General features: G+C 45.9%; 15 protein-coding genes. 11 read left to right on the forward strand and 4 right to left on the reverse strand.

Annotated elements, in window-relative coordinates:
- Nucleotides 1-49 precede the first annotated feature (49 nt).
- Entirely contained in the window at nt 50-1,144 is a 1,095-nt protein-coding gene (locus tag FC652_RS13660; RefSeq protein WP_176299023.1) for a ketoacyl-ACP synthase III, read from the forward strand.
- Nucleotides 1,145-1,318: 174 nt separating this feature from the next.
- Here FC652_RS13660 and FC652_RS13665 read toward each other — a convergent pair whose 3' ends face one another.
- The 3 genes from FC652_RS13665 to FC652_RS13675 form a co-directional block, all read right to left on the reverse strand.
- Nucleotides 1,319-1,663 carry a YajD family HNH nuclease gene (locus tag FC652_RS13665; RefSeq protein ID WP_176299024.1) on the reverse strand — a complete coding sequence of 115 codons (345 nt, stop codon included), beginning with the start codon at nt 1,661-1,663 and terminating at the stop codon, nt 1,319-1,321.
- A 280-nt stretch (nt 1,664-1,943) separates the two neighbouring features.
- Nucleotides 1,944-3,611: an FAD-dependent oxidoreductase gene (locus tag FC652_RS13670; protein ID WP_176299025.1), complete on the reverse strand. Its 1,668-nt coding sequence runs from the start codon at nt 3,609-3,611 to the stop codon at nt 1,944-1,946.
- 82 nt (nt 3,612-3,693) lie between these two features.
- Nucleotides 3,694-3,879, reverse strand: a complete 186-nt coding sequence (locus tag FC652_RS13675) for a DUF2892 domain-containing protein (protein ID WP_176299026.1) — start codon at nt 3,877-3,879, stop codon at nt 3,694-3,696.
- A gap of 150 nt (nt 3,880-4,029) precedes the next feature.
- Between FC652_RS13675 and FC652_RS13680 the strand changes: the two genes are divergently transcribed.
- Genes FC652_RS13680 through FC652_RS13700 form a run of 5 tightly spaced genes read left to right on the forward strand, consistent with a single transcriptional unit; the run spans nt 4,030 to nt 9,449 of the window.
- On the forward strand, nt 4,030-4,341 hold the full coding sequence (locus FC652_RS13680) for a helix-turn-helix transcriptional regulator (protein WP_176299027.1): 312 nt from the start codon (nt 4,030-4,032) through the stop codon (nt 4,339-4,341).
- A gap of 14 nt (nt 4,342-4,355) precedes the next feature.
- Nucleotides 4,356-4,775 carry a YeeE/YedE family protein gene (locus FC652_RS13685; protein ID WP_176299028.1) on the forward strand — a complete coding sequence of 140 codons (420 nt, stop codon included), beginning with the start codon at nt 4,356-4,358 and terminating at the stop codon, nt 4,773-4,775.
- A 17-nt stretch (nt 4,776-4,792) separates the two neighbouring features.
- Nucleotides 4,793-5,251 (forward strand): YeeE/YedE family protein, encoded by a 459-nt coding sequence (locus tag FC652_RS13690; RefSeq protein ID WP_176299029.1) that lies wholly within the window; start codon nt 4,793-4,795, stop codon nt 5,249-5,251.
- A 39-nt stretch (nt 5,252-5,290) separates the two neighbouring features.
- Nucleotides 5,291-6,295: an efflux RND transporter periplasmic adaptor subunit gene (locus FC652_RS13695; protein WP_176299030.1), complete on the forward strand. Its 1,005-nt coding sequence runs from the start codon at nt 5,291-5,293 to the stop codon at nt 6,293-6,295.
- A gap of 1 nt (nt 6,296) precedes the next feature.
- The gene (locus tag FC652_RS13700) at nt 6,297-9,449 is read left to right on the forward strand and encodes an efflux RND transporter permease subunit (protein WP_176299031.1); all 3,153 of its coding nucleotides are present in this window, start codon (nt 6,297-6,299) and stop codon (nt 9,447-9,449) included.
- A 95-nt stretch (nt 9,450-9,544) separates the two neighbouring features.
- Here the strand turns inward: FC652_RS13700 and FC652_RS13705 are convergent, their stop codons facing one another.
- Entirely contained in the window at nt 9,545-10,381 is an 837-nt protein-coding gene (locus FC652_RS13705; RefSeq protein ID WP_176299130.1) for an endonuclease/exonuclease/phosphatase family protein, read from the reverse strand.
- Between the two features lie 352 nt (nt 10,382-10,733).
- On the opposite strand from FC652_RS13705, the gene nrdD reads away from it, so the two are divergent.
- The 5 genes from nrdD to FC652_RS13730 all read left to right on the forward strand — a co-directional run bounded on the left by nrdD (nt 10,734) and on the right by FC652_RS13730 (nt 17,950).
- On the forward strand, nt 10,734-12,854 hold the full coding sequence (nrdD, locus tag FC652_RS13710; RefSeq protein ID WP_176299032.1) for an anaerobic ribonucleoside-triphosphate reductase: 2,121 nt from the start codon (nt 10,734-10,736) through the stop codon (nt 12,852-12,854).
- Nucleotides 12,855-12,928: 74 nt separating this feature from the next.
- On the forward strand, nt 12,929-13,396 hold the full coding sequence (nrdG, locus tag FC652_RS13715) for an anaerobic ribonucleoside-triphosphate reductase-activating protein (protein WP_130267728.1): 468 nt from the start codon (nt 12,929-12,931) through the stop codon (nt 13,394-13,396).
- Nucleotides 13,397-13,610: 214 nt separating this feature from the next.
- Nucleotides 13,611-15,923 (forward strand): methyl-accepting chemotaxis protein, encoded by a 2,313-nt coding sequence (locus FC652_RS13720; RefSeq protein WP_176299033.1) that lies wholly within the window; start codon nt 13,611-13,613, stop codon nt 15,921-15,923.
- 208 nt (nt 15,924-16,131) lie between these two features.
- Nucleotides 16,132-17,319 (forward strand): amino acid aminotransferase, encoded by a 1,188-nt coding sequence (locus FC652_RS13725; RefSeq protein WP_176299034.1) that lies wholly within the window; start codon nt 16,132-16,134, stop codon nt 17,317-17,319.
- Between the two features lie 13 nt (nt 17,320-17,332).
- Complete coding sequence (locus FC652_RS13730) at nt 17,333-17,950, forward strand: ATP-dependent zinc protease (protein ID WP_176299035.1); 618 nt, start codon at nt 17,333-17,335, stop codon at nt 17,948-17,950.
- Nucleotides 17,951-18,022: the final 72 nt, after the last annotated feature.

Consider the following 18,022-nt stretch of genomic DNA (forward strand, 5'->3'; position numbering starts at 1 on the left):
CCAGATAACATGGTCACAATACTCAAAAACAACAATAAATAGGTCTAAGATGACAACTTATTACGCGGAAATTACCGGGTGGGGAAAATGTCTACCACCAGCAATCCTGTCAAATGACGATCTCAGCACATTTCTAGAAACTTCGGATGAATGGATCCGCACTCGCACGGGTATCGAGAATCGTCGAATCAGCCATGTGAACACGTCTGAACTTGCTACCGTTGCAGCAAAACAAGCCTTAGCGAGAGCGGGTGTTGAAGCGAAAGATATTGATTTAATTATTGTTGCGACTTGTTCTCCAGATTCTTTGATTCCGAATATCGCGTCTTTAGTACAAAAGAATTTGGAGATCGAGTCAGCGGCAGCTTTCGACTTAAATGCTGCGTGTACAGGGTTTGTTTACGGCTTAGAAACGGGTACGCGTCTTATTCAGTCCGGTGCCTATCGTCATGCTTTGGTGATTGGTGCAGAGCGTCTTTCTTTCTACATCGACTGGGCAATGCGCGATACCGCGGTGTTGTTTGGTGATGGTGCTGGTGCCGTCGTTCTTTCGCGTTCAGAAGAACCCGTTGGACTACAATCGGCGAAAATTAGCTGTGACGCTCAGGGACGCGATATCCTTTCTGTACCGAAGTTCGGTACTTCGATGGATCGTTTCGCTGCTGATAATGGCCACTGGGATTTTAACTTTGTTGGTAAAGAGATTTTTAAGCGTGCGGTAAAAGGCATGGGTAGTGCGGCTGCACACGTGCTTGGCCACGCTGGGCTAAGCAAAGATGACATTGATGTAGTCATCCCTCATCAGGCTAACATTCGTATCATCCAAACCTTGTGTGATCTTTCTGGCATCGACCAGAGCAAAGCATTCGTCAACATTCAAAAATACGGCAACACCTCTGCAGCGACCGTGCCTATTGCCATCTGTGAGGCGGTAGAACAAGGCCATATTAAGCCGGGTGACAATATTCTGTTGGCGGCGTTTGGCGCTGGCTTAACTTGGGGGGCAGGCCTTGTGAAGTGGGGCAAGCGAGTTGAACCAATCGGTGAGAGCGATGCTGCACTACCGGAATGTCCTCACAGTGCTTTAGAGATGTTGCAAAAAGCGATTGAACACTGCCACTCTCGTCAACGTACACGAGATTAAGCGCTAGGTACTTAACAGCGACAGCCGTTGTTCGATTTAAGATGAGATAAAGGTCTAGCCATCGGGTTAGGCCTTTTACTTAATGGAGGTCGAAATATAGATATACCTATATGTATCAAGAACCCACCTATCTCACTGAATGAGCTTAAAACGGCTGAGAACAGTGCTTTCCGTTCACTTTTTTATCATCTTCGCTAAATCAGCAAACGGGTTGTATGTGGCGACTTTGTGTTCATCTTCACTAGGCGTTACTTCACTGCCATAGCGTTCATGTTCTAGGTATTTGCTATGCTCATGATCGTGGCAATAGAGACATAACAACTCCCAGTTGCTGCCATCTTCGGGGTTATTTGTATGGTCGTGGTCTTTGTGGTGAACGGTAAGTTCGCGTAAATTTGAGTAAACAAATTCTCTTGCGCACCGGCCGCATACCCAAGGATAGAGTTTTAGTGCTTTTTCTCTATAACCCGCTTCTTTGCGTGCATAGTTTGAACTGGATCCGTTGCGATCAGAAGACATATGTTTACCCCAAATAATCGTTTAGTAGAGATGCTAGCACAAGCATCGTTTAGAAAGAGTGACCAATATTAAGCGCCGTGTTATTGCTTGAACTCAGCAACTAAGTTAACGAGCCAAAAGCCACACGGTGAGTGCCTGTCGCGTGTTTCAAGAGCAGGGTTTATGGGACAGCGACTGCGTAAAGTTTGCTAAAGTCCATTAGGCTCAGGTCGATTCGATGATATTGTCTAGATAGAAAAAAGGAGCACGTTAAGTGCTCCAAAACAAAAATGCAGTGTTGTTATGCTTTCGCGAACTGATAGGTGCGGTAACCACCAATGAGATTTCGCGCTTTAAAACCATTATTCACCAGCTGACGATATGCTACGTTACCGCGTAACCCGACTTGGCAGTAAATGATGATCTCTTTGTCTTTTGGTAGTTCGTTCATACGATGGCGTAATTGGTCTACAGGAATGTTGATCGCATCCTTAATAAAACCGACGTTTTCAAGCTCACCAGGATTACGCACGTCCAGCAGTACTTGGTTATCAGTGAGTGAGTCCATCTCCTCAAAGTGAATCGGAGTGGCATCACCCTTAATGATGTTATTTGCAACGAAGGCAGCTTGGTTGATCACATCTTTGGCGCTGCCAAATGGCGGAGCGTAAGTAAGTTCAAGATGCTGCAACTGCTCGACAGTCATGCCAGCACGTTGGGCAACCGCCATCACATCAATGCGTTTATCCACACCATCTTTACCCACCGCTTGCGCCCCAAAGATCTTTCCTGTTTTAGGATCGAATAACATTTTGAACGAGACAATCTCAGCACCTGGATAGTAGCTCGCGTGGCTGGCAGTGTGGACATACACTTTTTCGTAATCAATACCATCGCGCTTCAGTTGTTTCTCATTTTTACCCGTTGAGGCAACGGCGAGGTCGAAGATCTTACAGATGGCCGTTCCCTGCGTACCTTGATAGGTTGCATTGCGACCAAGCATATTGTCTGCCGCCATGCGGCCTTGACGGTTAGCAGGCCCAGCAAGCGGAACCAAAGTTTGTGTACCTGTGACAAAATCTTTTTCTTCGACCGCATCACCGACGGCATAGATACTAGGATCGCTGGTTTGCATCATTTCGTTGGTGTAAATACCACCTAATTCACCAATTTGAAGTCCTGCTTCTTTTGCTAATTTAGTCTCAGGACGCACACCAATCGCCATGATCAGAATATCGGTGTTGAGTTTATCGCCGGTACTTAGGCTTAGTTCCAGATGTCCAGATGTATCTTGCTCATCAGTAGAGATGTATTCGACACTTGAGAGAGCGGTACCTAGGCGTAAGTCAATGCCTTTAGCCCGAATCTCGGCATGGGCGAACCCCGCCATTTCGCGGTCTACCGGCGTCATCACTTGGTCTGCAAGCTCAAGCAGAGTGGTTTTAATGCCAAGCTGATGGAAGGCTTCCATCATCTCTAAGCCGATAAAGCCTCCGCCAACAACTGTTGCATGTTCAACATTGTTATGTTGGATTGTTTGGATGATCTTATCCATATCTGGAATATTGCGCAGGGAGTGTGTGAGTGGGTTGTTCACACCAGGAATCGGTGGCACTACTGGGCCTGCGCCTGGGCTAAGCAGTAAAAAATCATAACTCTCTTGGTATTCGCTACCATCGATCAAGTTTTTCACTGTGACACTTTTATCCAGACGATTGATAGCAGTAATTTCGTTCATAACGCGCACATCAACGTTAAATCGAGCAAGAAAGCTCTCGGGGGTTTGCAACAACAGTTTACTGCGCTCTTTGATATCGCCACCGATATGGTAAGGCAAACCACAGTTGGCAAATGAAACGAAAGGACCACGTTCAAACATGATAATTTGTGCATCTTCACTTAAACGACGAGCACGAGCAGCAGCAGAAGCACCTCCCGCGACACCACCAACAATTACAATCTTAGTCATATCTACAAAACCTTAACTTTATGAACTTTCGAGCCAACCGATTTAGTGATGTAAATGTATCAGCTCTGAAAGTGAAAATTTGTTACTTGAGGCCAAGTTTTTTTAGGAAGAATGTCGCAGGGCAAAAACCGGTAAATGCGCTTTGAATGAGGTTTAGCCCAACGAAGACCGTTAACCAGATAAAGTTTTCATGCACATAGTGTGTTAAAGCCAATGACAAAAGCACCATACTTCCCGCAAGAATGCGAACTCCATTTTCTACAGTCATAACGAACTCTCCACGTTGTTGTTGGTAATACCTTAACACTTAAATTAGAAATGTCTAATAGAAATTAATCTAATTTCAAAAAATCTAAATTAGAATTGACTAATTAAATTGTGACGGTAAGATTTGTCATACAGAAACGGAGGGTGAACGATGAGTCACGACAAAACGATAGATCTTGAACAGATGCGAAACAGTGCGGAAAGTGTGGCAGAACTATTGAAGATAGTCGCGCACCCAGAGCGTTTGATGGTTCTTTGCCAGTTAACCAAAGGAGAGATTGGTGTAGGGCAGTTACAGCAAAGCTCAACCTTAAGTCAATCCGCATTTTCACAACACCTAACAGTGCTGCGTAAACATGGCTTAGTAAAGGCGAGAAAAGAATCACAACAAGTTTTCTACTCTTTGGCTGACCCGAGAATTGAACATTTAATTGGCAGCCTTCAGTTTATTTTTTGCCCCTAATTAGTGAGGAATTTATGGAATTTGCAGTACCTTGGACGTCGTTGGCAGGAGGCATTTTACTTGGCATCTCTGCGTTAACCTTGATGTTACTCAATGGCAAAGTCGCAGGGATTAGTGGCATTCTAACGGGTTTATTGACCCCCAAGACAAAGGATTTTGCATGGCGATTAATGTTCGTCATTGGCATGATTTCTGGTGGTGTTCTGGCCGCCACGCTCTCCAATACTCAGGTAAGTCCAGTCATCGAGGTTTCTAGTGCGTTGATTATCGTGGCGGGCTTATTGGTGGGGATTGGTACTCGCCTTGGTAATGGTTGTACGAGTGGTCACGGCATATGTGGCATTGGTCGTTTATCTAAGCGATCCATCGTGGCTACATGCATTTTCATGGCGGTGGCGGCGATCACCGTATTCATCAGACTTCATCTCATTTAATTGGCTAGGGTACAACAATGAACAATTTTGTTTTTCGAGTGACATCGCTACTGGCAGGTCTGCTTTTTGGCCTAGGTATGGCCATATCTGGCATGACAGATCCAAACAAAGTCATTGGTTTTCTTGATGTGGCAGGAGATTGGGATCCTAGTTTGATGTTTGTGATGGGTGGTGCGCTTTCCGTCTTCATGCCGGGTTATTTTCTGTTGGTGAAAAAGCAGCAAAAACCACTCAATGCTGAAGTATTTTGCCTAGCAACGAAAAAAACGATTGATGGCCGACTTGTCTCTGGTGCCGCAGTTTTTGGTATCGGTTGGGGATTAGCCGGTATCTGCCCAGGGCCAGCGGTTGCGAGCTTAGGCTTGGGCAATGTGCAAATCGTGCTGTTTTTTGCCGCAATGATGTTTGGGTTAGGTGTAACCAACTTACTGATTTGTTTTAAAAATGAGCGAGAAGTCAAAACGGAGCTTGCTTAATCCCATTATGCTGGCGTAAGGAATATAAGGAGATTTTCTATGCAACGACTTAAGTACACTGCACTGGTCATCGCGGTTTCCGCAACGCTGCCTAGTGTGGCTCATTCAGAAATTTATACAGCGGTTCTTCAAACCGTTCCGCAGACGATTGTTCTCGATGGTACGGTTCAGCCTGTCAATCAAGGTACGGTGGCTGCTCAAACATCGGGTACGGTCGTTGCTTTGAATGTCGATGTGAATGACTTTGTGACTCAAGGTACGGTTTTATTAGAGATCAGTGCGGTTCAGCAATCTGCAGCGCTCGATTCTGCGACGGCTCAATTGGCCAGCGCTAAAGCGCAAAACGCGGAAGCTCAGGCGCAAGTAAAGCGTTTTAGGCAACTGATGCCGAAGGGGGCTATTTCGCAAGATCAGATGGATGCTGCGGAGTCTCGCGCACGTAGCAGTGCCGCTATGGTTAAATCGGCCGAAGCAGCGGTCGCTCAAGCGAAGGAATCCCTAGGATACACCAGCGTTACCGCGCCATATGATGGCGTGGTAACAAAACGTTTTGTTGAACTAGGTGAAACCGTCGCACCGGGCACACCGCTTTTGAGTGGCTTTTCATTACAGCAACTGCGTGTAGAGACACAAATTCCACAACGGTATCGTGGCTATGTTACGTCAGCGGATCAATTTACGATTGAAAACGCCAATCAACTCTCTGTTGTCCCTGTTTCTTACAACCTATTCCAGTACGCTGAAGCCGATTCACACAGTTACCCCATTCGGCTCGATTTGCCCGAGAATCAAGCTGACTTTATACCCGGTGCATGGGTGAAGACTTCTTTCCGTTATGGCGAGCGTCAGTTGTTGCTGATCCCTAAACAAGCCGTGATTCGCCGCGCTGAGTTGAGCGTAGTTTATCGCTTGGATGACAACGGCAATCCAGTGCTCAATCCTATTCGTCTTGGGCAAGAGTTTGAACAGGGCTTCGAAGTATTATCGGGGCTAGAGATTGGCGATCGCATCACCACTGATCTTATCAATGTGAAAGGTAAATAGTATGGATACACGACTCGGAATATCGGGTCGCATTGCCGCGGCCTTTCAAAATTCAGCAATGACACCATTACTCGCGCTTGTGGGCTTATTGATGGGGTTATTTGCTGTGATCATCACACCCAAAGAAGAAGAACCTCAAATCGACGTGACATTTGCCGATGTCTACATCCCATTTCCGGGTGCATCGCCACAAGAAGTCGCAAGCTTAGTGACAACGCCAGCGGAACAAATCATTTCTGAAATTCAGGGCATCGATAAAATCTACTCATTTTCCCAGCCTGATGGGGCAATGATTGTGGCGATCTTTGATGTTGGTGTCACTCGCAACGATGCGGTTGTCCGAATCTATAACAAGCTGTATTCCAATAAAGATTGGATGCCGAAAGGCGTTGGGGTGGGAGAGCCCATCATTAAGCCCCGCGGTATTGAAGATGTGCCCATAGTGACGGTTACTTTATCGGATAAATCTGGCCAATATAGCGGTCAGCAACTCACACAAATTGCTCATGGATTAGAAACCGAACTCAAACGCATTGATGGCACACGCGACATTTATACCGTAGGGGGGCACGCGTCTATCGTCGATGTTCGTCTTGACCCGGTGAAAATGAATGCGTATGGAATAACGATAAACCATCTTAACCAAGCGATCCCTTCTGCGAATCAACGTTCAATGACATTAAGTCTGACTCATGATAATCAGCAAGTTCCGTTGCAGATCGGCGAGTTTTTGACCCAAGTGGATCAAATTAAACAGTTAGTAGTTGGCGTTGCTGATGGAGCCCCAGTCTATTTTTCAGATATCGCCGAAATTGAATTGGGCGTGAATACGCCAACGCACAATGTTTGGACCAGTGACAAGCAGGGTATTTACCCAGCAGTGACGATGGCGATTGCGAAAAAGGGCGGCGAAAACGCGGTCAATGTGGCAAAAAATATTGAAGAGCGTCTCGAGGTACTGAAAAACCAGCTCATCCCTCATGATGTTGACGTCACGATTACACGGGACTACGGTAAAACGGCGGCAGACAAAAGTAATACTTTGATAGGCAAGCTGGCCTTTGCAACCACCGCTGTTGTGCTATTGGTATTGCTGACGATGGGTTGGCGAGAGTCATTAGTGGTGGGAATTGCCATTATCGTCACCTTGATGATCACCCTGTTTGCTTCTTGGGCATGGGGTTTTACGCTCAACCGAGTTTCGCTGTTTGCACTGATTTTCTCGATTGGTATTTTGGTCGACGACGCGATTGTCGTGGTAGAGAATATTCACCGTCATATGTCGATGGGTAAGAAAAAACTGGCCGAGTTGATCCCTGTCGCGGTGGATGAGGTTGGGGGGCCAACGATCTTGGCGACGTTAACCGTGATCGCCGCACTGCTGCCAATGGCCTTCGTTTCCGGATTAATGGGGCCTTACATGAGCCCAATTCCGATCAACGCGTCAATGGGCATGCTGATTTCACTAGCGGTGGCGTTTGTTGTCTCTCCTTGGTTATCCGGAAAATTACTTAAGTCGGCCCATCATGAGGAGTCTCATAAAGCAGACTCGATTTTCCATCGTCTAATGTCTCCGTTTATCACGGCGAAAGCACAAAGCCGTAACCGACTCTTGTTGTTGTTTGGCATTGTTGGACTCATTGCTGCATCAGTAGCGTTGCCCGTGATGCAGGCGGTGGTATTAAAAATGCTGCCTTTTGACAATAAGTCGGAGTTCCAAGTGGTGCTCGATATGCCGGAAGGGAGCTCACTCGAAAAGACTCAGAGAGTGCTTTTTGAAATGGCTCGTTCGCTCAATGAAGTGCCAGAAGTAAGTGACTATCAGATTTACGTAGGCAGTGCTGCGCCAATGAACTTTAACGGTTTGGTGCGTCACTATTTCTTGCGCAATCAAGCTCATCAAGGAGACATCCAAGTGAATTTGTTGGATCGTCGTGAGCGAGATCGTGATAGTCATGAAATCGCTAGCGCGGTACGTCCAATATTAAATGAGATTGCGAAGGCATTTGGCGGAAAAGTCAAAGTCGTAGAGGTGCCGCCCGGCCCACCAGTTTGGTCGCCAATTTTGGCAGAAGTGTATGCACCGACACCTGAGCTGAGAGCAGAAGCGGCCCGTCAGGTGCGTGAGATTTTCCGCGAAACCGATGACATTGTTGATGTCGATATGTATCTGCCAGAAATTCATCAAAAATGGCAAGTCACTATCGATCGTAGCAAAGCAGCTCGCCTGATGATTCCGTACAGTGAGATTGTCGATGCTCTTGCGACGTCGGTGGGTGGAAAACCGCTCTCCTACCTGCATGTCGAGCACGGAAAATATCCGATTCCAGTGATGATCCAAGCCGCTGAGTCGGCAAAAGTGCGCTTAGAACAAGTGCTTAATCTCCGTGTGCAAAGCCAAACGGGTAACCAGTATCCGCTGTCGGAGTTGGTCAACGTTCGTCAAAGCCAGATGGAAGATTACATCGTGCACAAGAATCTCGTTCCTATGGTGATGGTTGTCGCCGACATGACTGGAGAAACCGACAGCCCGTTGTATGGAATGGCCTCGTTGTCTAGCACTCTTGGTCAACAAATGCCGGTTGAACAGTACTTTATTCATCAACCTGATGGTTTGCAGGGCATTTCAATTATGTGGGATGGGGAGTGGACCATCACTTATGAAACGTTCCGTGATATGGGGATCGCCTATGCCGTTGGTATGGTGCTTATCTACTTGCTGGTGGTGGCGCAGTTTAAGTCTTATCTAGTTCCGCTGATTATCATGGCACCGATTCCACTGACCATTATCGGTGTAATGCCTGGCCATGCTCTGTTGGGGGCGCAGTTTACGGCCACGTCCATGATTGGCATGATTGCACTTGCTGGCATCATTGTGCGCAACTCCATTCTGCTGGTGGATTTTATTAATCAACAGGTCGGTGAAGGTGTCGAATTTGCGGAAGCCGTGATGCAATCGGCAGCGGTTCGAGCAAAACCCATTATGCTAACAGCACTCGCGGCGATGATTGGTGCGGTATTTATACTAGACGACCCCATCTTCAATGGACTCGCGATCAGTTTGATCTTTGGTATCTTCGTCTCGACGATTCTCACGCTGATAGTGATACCGGTGCTCTATTTTGCAGTGATGAAGAAGCGATTTGTCGAGTAGCAAAGTAAAGTGTTGAGTTAAGATATTGAGCCCCAAACAGGGGCTCATTCTTTTTAGTTCGCAACGCTATTATACGTTTCTAAACATCACGAAGGTTACGGTAGAGTAAGAGTGGTGGAGACTGGACAGTGATCACTTAACTGATACTGAAGAACATCTTGGCTTGAAAACACGGTTTGATTGGCTTGGGTTGCACTTAATCCGTCGCTAACCGCAATGTGATCAATCAAAGAGCGAAATGAGTGAATGCGGTCAGGATTTTTCTTTGAACGTACTTTACACTTTGCAGCCGTTTTGGCCGTCAATAGCAGCAGATCTCCCTTGTTCGCTAACTCTGCCATCAACCAGTCATTGGGGTGGGCGAGGTTGTGATTAAAATCGCCGAGCACCATATACCTTTGTTCGAGTTTTTGCCTTTCAACAATCCACTTGGACAGTTCTTGTCCCTCGTTTTTGAGTGTTTTGCAGGCGTCGCTGCTTTTATATGTGCCGCTGCATCCCGCTTTCAAGTGGACATTGAGCACATGTATTTCGTGTGGCCCATCGCCGATTACGACATAAGAAGCGAAACGTAACTTGCTGTTGCCCTTGTTCAACTGGACATCACCCACGTCACGATAAGGAAGGCCTTTTCTAATGGCAAAGCCTGTGTACTGATTGATGTCGTCAAACTGAAAGCGTTGATAACGTGGGTTAGCACGATCAGACAGAAGAATCTGATATTCCTTGCCCACCACTTTCCGCAGTGCGTTGATGTCGTTGACTTCTTGGAAGGCGAGGAGATCGGTGGCTGTCGTTTGAAAATAGTATGCAAGTTTTTTGAAATCTTCATCATCACGTTGACTTTCTTTTACACGAGCGGAAGGTGAAGATGAAAGCCACTCCATATTCCAACTTGTGACGGTGATCGGTTGAGCTGAAACTGGTGACATTGGAAATAGCAAAGAGGTGACGAAGAATAAAAAGAGAGCATGAACGCGTAGTAACATTGGTTAAAATCCTTTTCGTATTTGGCAGCCTTTATCACACAAGCACTGCAAAAATTTCAAGTAGAAACCGCCACATTTTTGCAATTTTCATCGTTTTATTTTTATCTGAGATCTGCGCCAATAAGATCGATTTGATCTTAATCCATCGTTGAATTTTGTTGATCGAAATCAATACTTTTACCGAGTGCTTTTCGTTTAATACGCCACAACATATAGTGTCAGTCGGATAAAAAGTAACCCTATATAGTGTGTTTGTGGATAACTCTGTGAGTATGCTTAGGGTAAGGAGAAAAAAGTGAAACCAATCGTAATCAAGCGTGATGGCTCAAGGGCTCCGTTTAGCCGCGATCGCATTCAAGCAGCAGTAGAATCGGCCGCAGAGCATGTCGACAAAGAGATTGCTATTTATGCGCTCAATGTGGCGCTAGCCGTTGAGCTGCAGCTAAAAGATCACGATGAAGTTCACATTCACGAAATCCAAACTCGAGTAGAAAACGAGTTGATGCAAGGCCCATACAAGTCATTGGCTCGTGCGTACATCGAATATCGTCATGATCGTGATATTGCGCGTGAAAAGCAAAGCGCACTCACACGAGAAATCGAAGGTTTGATTGAAGAGAGCAACGTTGACCTCATCAACGAAAATGCCAATAAAGATGGTAAGGTAATCCCAACGCAACGTGATTTACTCGCCGGTATTGTGGCGAAGCACTATGCCAAAACGCACATTTTGCCACGCGATGTGGTTCAGGCGCATGATGAAGGTGATATTCACTATCACGATCTCGATTACGCGCCGTTTTTCCCAATGTTTAACTGCATGCTGATTGACCTAAAAGGCATGCTGACTCACGGCTTTAAAATGGGTAATGCGGAAATTGACACGCCTAAGTCAATTTCAACCGCAACTGCGGTTACTGCGCAAATTATCGCGCAAGTGGCGAGCCACATTTATGGTGGTACCACCATCAATCGCATTGATGAGATCCTTGAGCCGTATGTTAACGCGAGTTACGAAAAGCACTTAAAAATTGCCCAAGAGTGGGATATCCATAATCCAGACGGCTTTGCAAAATCGCGTACCGAGAAGGAATGTTATGATGCGTTTCAATCTCTAGAGTATGAAGTGAACACATTGCACACCGCGAACGGTCAAACACCATTTGTGACGTTTGGTTTTGGTTTGGGTACAAGTTGGGCATCGAAATTGATTCAACAATCCATTTTGAAAAACCGTATTGCGGGCCTTGGTAAGAACCGCAAGACAGCGGTATTCCCGAAACTGGTATTCGCTATTAAAGATGGTCTGAATCATAAACCAACCGATCCAAACTACGACATTAAACAATTGGCGTTAGAGTGTGCTTCTAAGCGTATGTATCCAGATATCTTGAACTACGACAAAGTGGTTGAGATCACCGGATCATTCAAAACGCCAATGGGCTGCCGTAGCTTCCTAGGCACCTACGAAGAGAATGGTGAGCTGATTCACGAAGGTCGCAATAACCTAGGTGTTGTCAGCTTGAACTTGCCACGTATCGCTTTGAAAGCGGGTGGTGATGAAGAAAAATTCTATGCGTTGTTGGATTCAAAACTGAAGCTTGCACGCCGTGCGTTAGAGACACGCATCAGTCGTTTAGAAAACGTTAAAGCTCGAGTGGCCCCAATCCTCTATATGGAAGGTGCTTGCGGTATCCGTTTGAAAGCGGACCAGCCGATTGCTGACATTTTCAAACATGGCCGCTCATCCATTTCGTTAGGTTACATTGGCATCCACGAAACCATTAACGCGCTGTTTGGTCACCAAACACACGTTTACGATGACAACGAACTGCGTGAGAAAGCGTTAAATATTGTTAAACGCATGAAGAAAGCGGTAGAGGCGTGGACGGAAGAAACGGGCTATGGCTTTAGTTTATACGGTACGCCAAGTGAAAACCTTTGTAGCCGCTTCTGCCGAATCGATACCAAAGAATTTGGTGTGATTGAAGGCGTCACAGACAGAGGTTATTACACCAACAGCTTCCATTTGGATGTTGAAAAGAAAGTAAACCCATACGACAAGATCGATTTCGAGATGCCGTATCCAGAAATTTCTAGCGGCGGTTTTATCTGCTATGGCGAATTTCCTAACATGCAAAAGAATATTGAAGCGCTAGAAAACGTATGGGATTACAGTTACAGCAAAGTCCCTTATTACGGCACCAATACACCGATTGATGAGTGCTACGAGTGCGGTTATACCGGAGAGTTTGATTGCGCCAGCAAAGGCTTTACCTGTCCGAAATGTGGCAACCATGACTCATCCAAAGTATCGGTTACTCGTCGTGTTTGCGGTTACTTAGGCAGTCCAGATGCGCGCCCATTTAACTTCGGTAAGCAAGAAGAAGTTAAACGTCGCGTGAAACACTTGTAAGTAACGAATTAGGTTTCACTCGTTGTTCAATGAGCCAACCCCATCCGGTTGGTTCATTTTTTCCAGAGGTCAATATGAATTATCACCAGTATTATCCTGTCGACGTGGTTAATGGACCGGGTACACGATGCACACTGTTTGTTTCAGGCTGTGTTCATCAGTGTCGTGGTTGCTACAATCAGTCGACGCAGCGTTTAGATTCTGGTGTGCCGTTTACCCAAGAAGCGGAAGATCAAATCATCGCGGATCTTAATGACACTCGTATCAAACGCCGTGGTTTATCGCTCTCTGGCGGGGATCCATTGCATCCAGCAAATGTTGCCGATATTTTGCGTTTGGTAAAGCGCGTCAAACAGGAATGCTCGGAGAAAGACATCTGGGTTTGGACTGGATACACTCTTGATGAGCTTGACGAAGCTCAACGACAAATACTGCCATACATCGACACATTGATAGATGGTAAGTTTGAGCAAGACAAAGCGGACCCAAGCTTGGAGTGGCGGGGAAGCGCGAATCAAATCATTCACTGCTTTAAGCTGTAAGTCAGGTCTAACCAGTCAACTAAGTGTTAAGATTCAACCACCTTGGTGGTTTAGGCTGACTCTTGAAGGCGCGAATTCGTTATGACTTTAATTTCTATTCGCGCTCACTTATATCGCTGACTACACTCTACGTATATTAATTCAAACATTTTCGCTCAGTTGGTTCTTTGGGGATGCATTTACTCAGGAGCCGCTGTCGCGGTCAGGTTTGAATATGAAAATTGCTAATAAGATTATCTTGGTCTCAACAGCGTTATGCGCACTGGGCGTTGTATTTACTGGTGCTATAGTTGGTTTAAAATCTGCAGCGCTTTCTGAACAAGCTCTTGTCACACGAGCGTCGCAACAACTGGTTTCTGTACGCGAAATTAAGAAAAATGAGATTGAGAGCTACTTTGAGCAAATTCATTATCAAGTCGAAACTTTAGCGGATGACATTGCAACTAAAGACGCAATGAAAGCCTTTAGTCAAGCGTTTCAAACGTATCCTTCACAACAGCTCTCATCGCAAGACGTCAATGCTTTGCGTAATTACTACAGCAATCAATTTGGACAAAAGTACCGAGAGCTTAATGAGGGGCTAGCTGCCAACGAAATCAGTATGCTTGATCAAATTGGTGAGGTTGGCAAAGCACTTCAAGCACGATACATTGCGGTCAATCCGAATCCACTGGGCGAAAAACACCAATATCTCAGTGATACGCTCGGCACTACTTACGATCAAGTTCACGCAAAATATCACCCTTCCATCAAACACTTTTTAGAAGCCTTTGGCTATTACGATATCTTTTTCGTCGATAATGATGGCAATGTGGTTTATTCCGTCTTTAAAGAGTTGGATTTTGCCACCAATCTTAAGCAAGGGCCTTATTCGAATACTGGTATTGCAGAAGCCTACAGAAAAGCGGCGGCTTTGGGTAAAGATCAATACTACCTTGATGACTTCAAACCGTATTATCCCTCGTATGAAGCGGCCGCCTCATTTATAGCCACACCAATAATGGAAGGTAACTCGCGCTTGGGCGTACTGATTTTCCAAATGCCGGTGGATGTGATCAACAGCATCATGACCTTTGGTGGGAATTGGGCGGCATCGGGTTTGGGTAAAAGCGGCGAAAGTTATCTCGTCGGCCCAGACAAGAAAATGCGTAGCCAGTCTCGCTTTCTGTTGGAAGCACCTGATGACTATTTGGCTGTGATGAAATCGACGGGTGTCTCGTCGAAACTGCTGACACAGATTATCAGCAAAGGTTCGACCATCGGCCGACAAGAAATCGACAGTGATGCTTCACGTAGCGCGTTAATGGGCAAAATGGGATTTGAGATCATCAACGACTACCGCGGGGTGCAAGTCATGTCTGCGTACAGTCCGGTTACGGTTGCCGGTTTGAAGTGGGCAATATTGACGGAAATTGACTACGACGAAGCACTCCAGGATGTAGCGCTATTGGAAGGCTCGGTGAGAAACACCGTTTTAATGAGTATCGTCGGGATCATTGTCGTTTCCGTGTTGCTTTCTTATGTGTTAGGTAACAGTATCTCTCGGCCCATTCGCCTTGCTTGTGAAAAAATTGAGCGAATTTGTAGTAATAACGACTTAACTGAGCAACTTGATGTCCAAGGTAAAGACGAGGTCACTGAGCTGTCTACCTCACTCAATCATTTGTTCTCACACCTACGCCAAATGATCGGCCAGTTTTCCAATGCAACGGATACGTTGAGCAACAATTCCCTCAACATAACCAACAATATGCGAGCAACACGTCAAGCGGTCGCCGAGCAAAACGCGAAATCCGATTCGGTGGCAACCGCAGTCAACGAAATGAGTGCATCGATTGCGGAAGTGGCGCAGTTTGCCAATCGCGCCGCCGATTATGTTAAAGGGGCGAACGAGCAAGGCGTGAAAGGCGTACAGGTTGGCAACAACTTGGGTGCAGAGATCGGTAAATTGCATGATGAGATGCAGATAGCCGTTGAAGCGATTGGTCGACTAAGAAATGAAAGTGCTTCGATTGCTGAAGTGCTCGACGTGATTCAAGGTATTGCCGAGCAAACCAACTTGCTCGCTCTGAATGCGGCCATTGAGGCGGCGAGAGCGGGTGAACAAGGGCGAGGTTTTGCAGTCGTCGCTGATGAAGTACGTTCGTTGGCTGGTCGGACTCAATCTTCAACAGAAGAAATTCGTCAAAAAATCGATGCGTTACAACGTGAAACAAACAGCGTGTCGCAGTGTATCGATAATGCCAACAAAACCGTCTCGCGTGGAGTTTCAACCTGTAAAACAAACACAGAGATGATTGAACAGCTTGTTTCAATGTTAGAAGAAATGAACGCGATGAATATCCAAATTGCGGCGGCAACTGAGGAGCAACGAGCGGTCACAGAAGACATCAGCAGCAGTATTACATCCATCGCAGACGCTTCTGTTGCAGTGAGTGACAAAGTGTCTCAGGTTGATGACGTATCGAAGGCACTTTCTATGCAAGCCAAAGAGCTGAGCCAAGAGATGGCTCAATTCAAATTCTAGTGACAGGCGAACATTTGGCTAACATTTGACCGTCAAAGTGTCTAATTGGTCTCTCTTTAAGTGAGGAGAAAGAGAGACTATTGAGACTTTTCACTTTTATTTCCTACAAAATAAAAATATGTTTCGAACTTTTAGGCTTTAATGTTAACGTTTATCCCACTATCTGGAGCAATCTCCATTACTTGAATTTCAAAGGGTTGTGACTTTCATGTTTTCTCAATTACCGACACCAGCATTAGATCCTATTCTTTCTCTTACCGTTGCATTTCGTAACGACCCGCGCGACCAAAAAGTCGACCTAGGCATTGGCGTTTACAAAAATAACAAAGGCGAAACGCCAATCATGCGAGCGGTTGCAGAAGCACAAAAAATGGTAGCGAATACTCAAACCACCAAATCGTATGTGGGCCTAGCAGGATGTGAAGAGTTTAACCAATCGATGGTGAACTTACTGCTTACGGGCACTTCCGTGCTCGACCGAGTGAGTGCTATTCAAACTCCTGGAGCCAGTGGCGCGCTGCGCATGCTTGGTGATTTGATGAAAGTGGCTCAGCCAGAGACCACCGTTTGGATCTCTAACCCTAGTTATGTAAACCATAAACCAGTGATGGAAGCGGCAGGGTTGAAAGTGCGTTATTACCGTTACTTCAGCCCAGCAACAAAGCAAGTCGACATCGGCCAGATGCTAGATGATCTTGCTACTGCTGGTCCAAAGGACGTCGTACTGCTTCATGGCTGTTGTCACAACCCAACGGGAGCGGACATCGATTTTGCTGCTTGGCAAGCCATCACCGATTTGGCAGTAAAGAACGGTTTCACACCCTTTGTTGATATTGCCTACCAAGGCTTTGGTGATGGCCTTGAAGAAGACGCCAAAGGTCTGCAGTTCATGGCTGACCGTGTTGAAGAAATGCTGATTACCACTTCATGTTCGAAGAATTTTGGTCTTTACCGTGAACGTACTGGTGCGGCCATTGTGATTGGCAAAAATGCGAAAGAATCCGCGAATGCGAAAGGCAAGTTATTAACATTGGCTCGCTCAACTTACACCATGCCGCCTGATCATGGTGCTGCATTGGTCAAAACAATCCTACAAAATGTTGAACTTACAACCACTTGGAAGCAAGAATTGTGTGAAATGCAGCAACGTTTGTTAAACCTGCGTCAAACTTTATGTAATGAATTGAGAAATCAACACAATACGTCACAATTCGACTTCATTGAAAGCCACAAGGGTATGTTTACTGTGCTAGGCTTTACACCTGAGCAAATGGGAACGCTACGAGATGAATATGGAATTTATGGTGTCGGTGACGGGCGAATTAACATCGCTGGTCTTACAGAAGCGCACATTCCATACGTGGCAGACGCGATAGTCAAAGTCTCACAACGTTAATGCAGGTGATTGGATGAAGAATTTGAAACTTATTTTGCCTTTACTACTTAGCGGTGGTTTAACTGCTTGTGCAGTGACACCAGCAAGCGTAGATGCCCCAGCAGAAAATAAGTCGGAAATTAAAGAAGAACCAGTAAAGCAGACAAAGCCTCAGCCCAAACCAGAGCGCCCAGTGCTTGAACTTAAAGCCCATAAAACATCTGACGGGAAGTTGATTCTTGGTGAAGAAGAGTGGGTGTACGTTCCGGGGTTAAATGAGGTGTTTAAGTCTCGAATTGATACTGGAGCAACAACTTCATCCATCAGTGCGGTTGATTTGGTTGAGTTTGAACGTGATGGCAAAGATTGGGTTAAGTTCAAAATCGAGCATGATGGCATCAATAGTAACGAAATAGCGTTACCGGTTGAGCGCTGGGTTCACATTCGCCAATCCAGTGCGGAAGGAACGCAAAAGCGCGCTGTCGTGCTAGCTTGGATTCAAATTGGTGATCTCAAAGAAAAAACCGAGTTCACGCTAACCGACAGAACGCATTTAACTTTCCCAGTCTTGCTAGGGCGCAGCTTCTTCAAAGACGTCGCAATTGTCGATGTTTCACAGAAATACGTTCAAGATAAGCCGACAACGAAGTAGCGAAAAACCAAAGCGATAAGTATTACGAACAAAGGGCCAATTTGGCCCTTTGTTTTTGCTCTGCGCTTGTTA

It is taken from the genome of Vibrio sp. 05-20-BW147, from assembly GCF_013369385.1.
GTDB lineage: Bacteria > Pseudomonadota > Gammaproteobacteria > Enterobacterales > Vibrionaceae > Vibrio > Vibrio floridensis.

What these genes read in the sequence shown, in the direction of transcription:
- FC652_RS13720 (WP_176299033.1), top strand. Translation starts at nt 13,611, where the DNA reads ATGAAAATTGCTAATAAGATTATCTTGGTCTCAACAGCGTTATGCGCA.
- FC652_RS13665 (WP_176299024.1), bottom strand. Translation starts at nt 1,663, where the DNA reads ATGTCTTCTGATCGCAACGGATCCAGTTCAAACTATGCACGCAAAGAA.
- FC652_RS13670 (WP_176299025.1), bottom strand. Translation starts at nt 3,611, where the DNA reads ATGACTAAGATTGTAATTGTTGGTGGTGTCGCGGGAGGTGCTTCTGCT.
- FC652_RS13705 (WP_176299130.1), bottom strand. Translation starts at nt 10,381, where the DNA reads ATGTCACCAGTTTCAGCTCAACCGATCACCGTCACAAGTTGGAATATG.
- FC652_RS13690 (WP_176299029.1), top strand. Translation starts at nt 4,793, where the DNA reads ATGAACAATTTTGTTTTTCGAGTGACATCGCTACTGGCAGGTCTGCTT.
- FC652_RS13675 (WP_176299026.1), bottom strand. Translation starts at nt 3,879, where the DNA reads ATGACTGTAGAAAATGGAGTTCGCATTCTTGCGGGAAGTATGGTGCTT.
- FC652_RS13660 (WP_176299023.1), top strand. Translation starts at nt 50, where the DNA reads ATGACAACTTATTACGCGGAAATTACCGGGTGGGGAAAATGTCTACCA.
- FC652_RS13700 (WP_176299031.1), top strand. Translation starts at nt 6,297, where the DNA reads ATGGATACACGACTCGGAATATCGGGTCGCATTGCCGCGGCCTTTCAA.
- nrdG (WP_130267728.1), top strand. Translation starts at nt 12,929, where the DNA reads ATGAATTATCACCAGTATTATCCTGTCGACGTGGTTAATGGACCGGGT.
- FC652_RS13680 (WP_176299027.1), top strand. Translation starts at nt 4,030, where the DNA reads ATGAGTCACGACAAAACGATAGATCTTGAACAGATGCGAAACAGTGCG.
- FC652_RS13685 (WP_176299028.1), top strand. Translation starts at nt 4,356, where the DNA reads ATGGAATTTGCAGTACCTTGGACGTCGTTGGCAGGAGGCATTTTACTT.
- FC652_RS13730 (WP_176299035.1), top strand. Translation starts at nt 17,333, where the DNA reads ATGAAGAATTTGAAACTTATTTTGCCTTTACTACTTAGCGGTGGTTTA.
- FC652_RS13695 (WP_176299030.1), top strand. Translation starts at nt 5,291, where the DNA reads ATGCAACGACTTAAGTACACTGCACTGGTCATCGCGGTTTCCGCAACG.
- FC652_RS13725 (WP_176299034.1), top strand. Translation starts at nt 16,132, where the DNA reads ATGTTTTCTCAATTACCGACACCAGCATTAGATCCTATTCTTTCTCTT.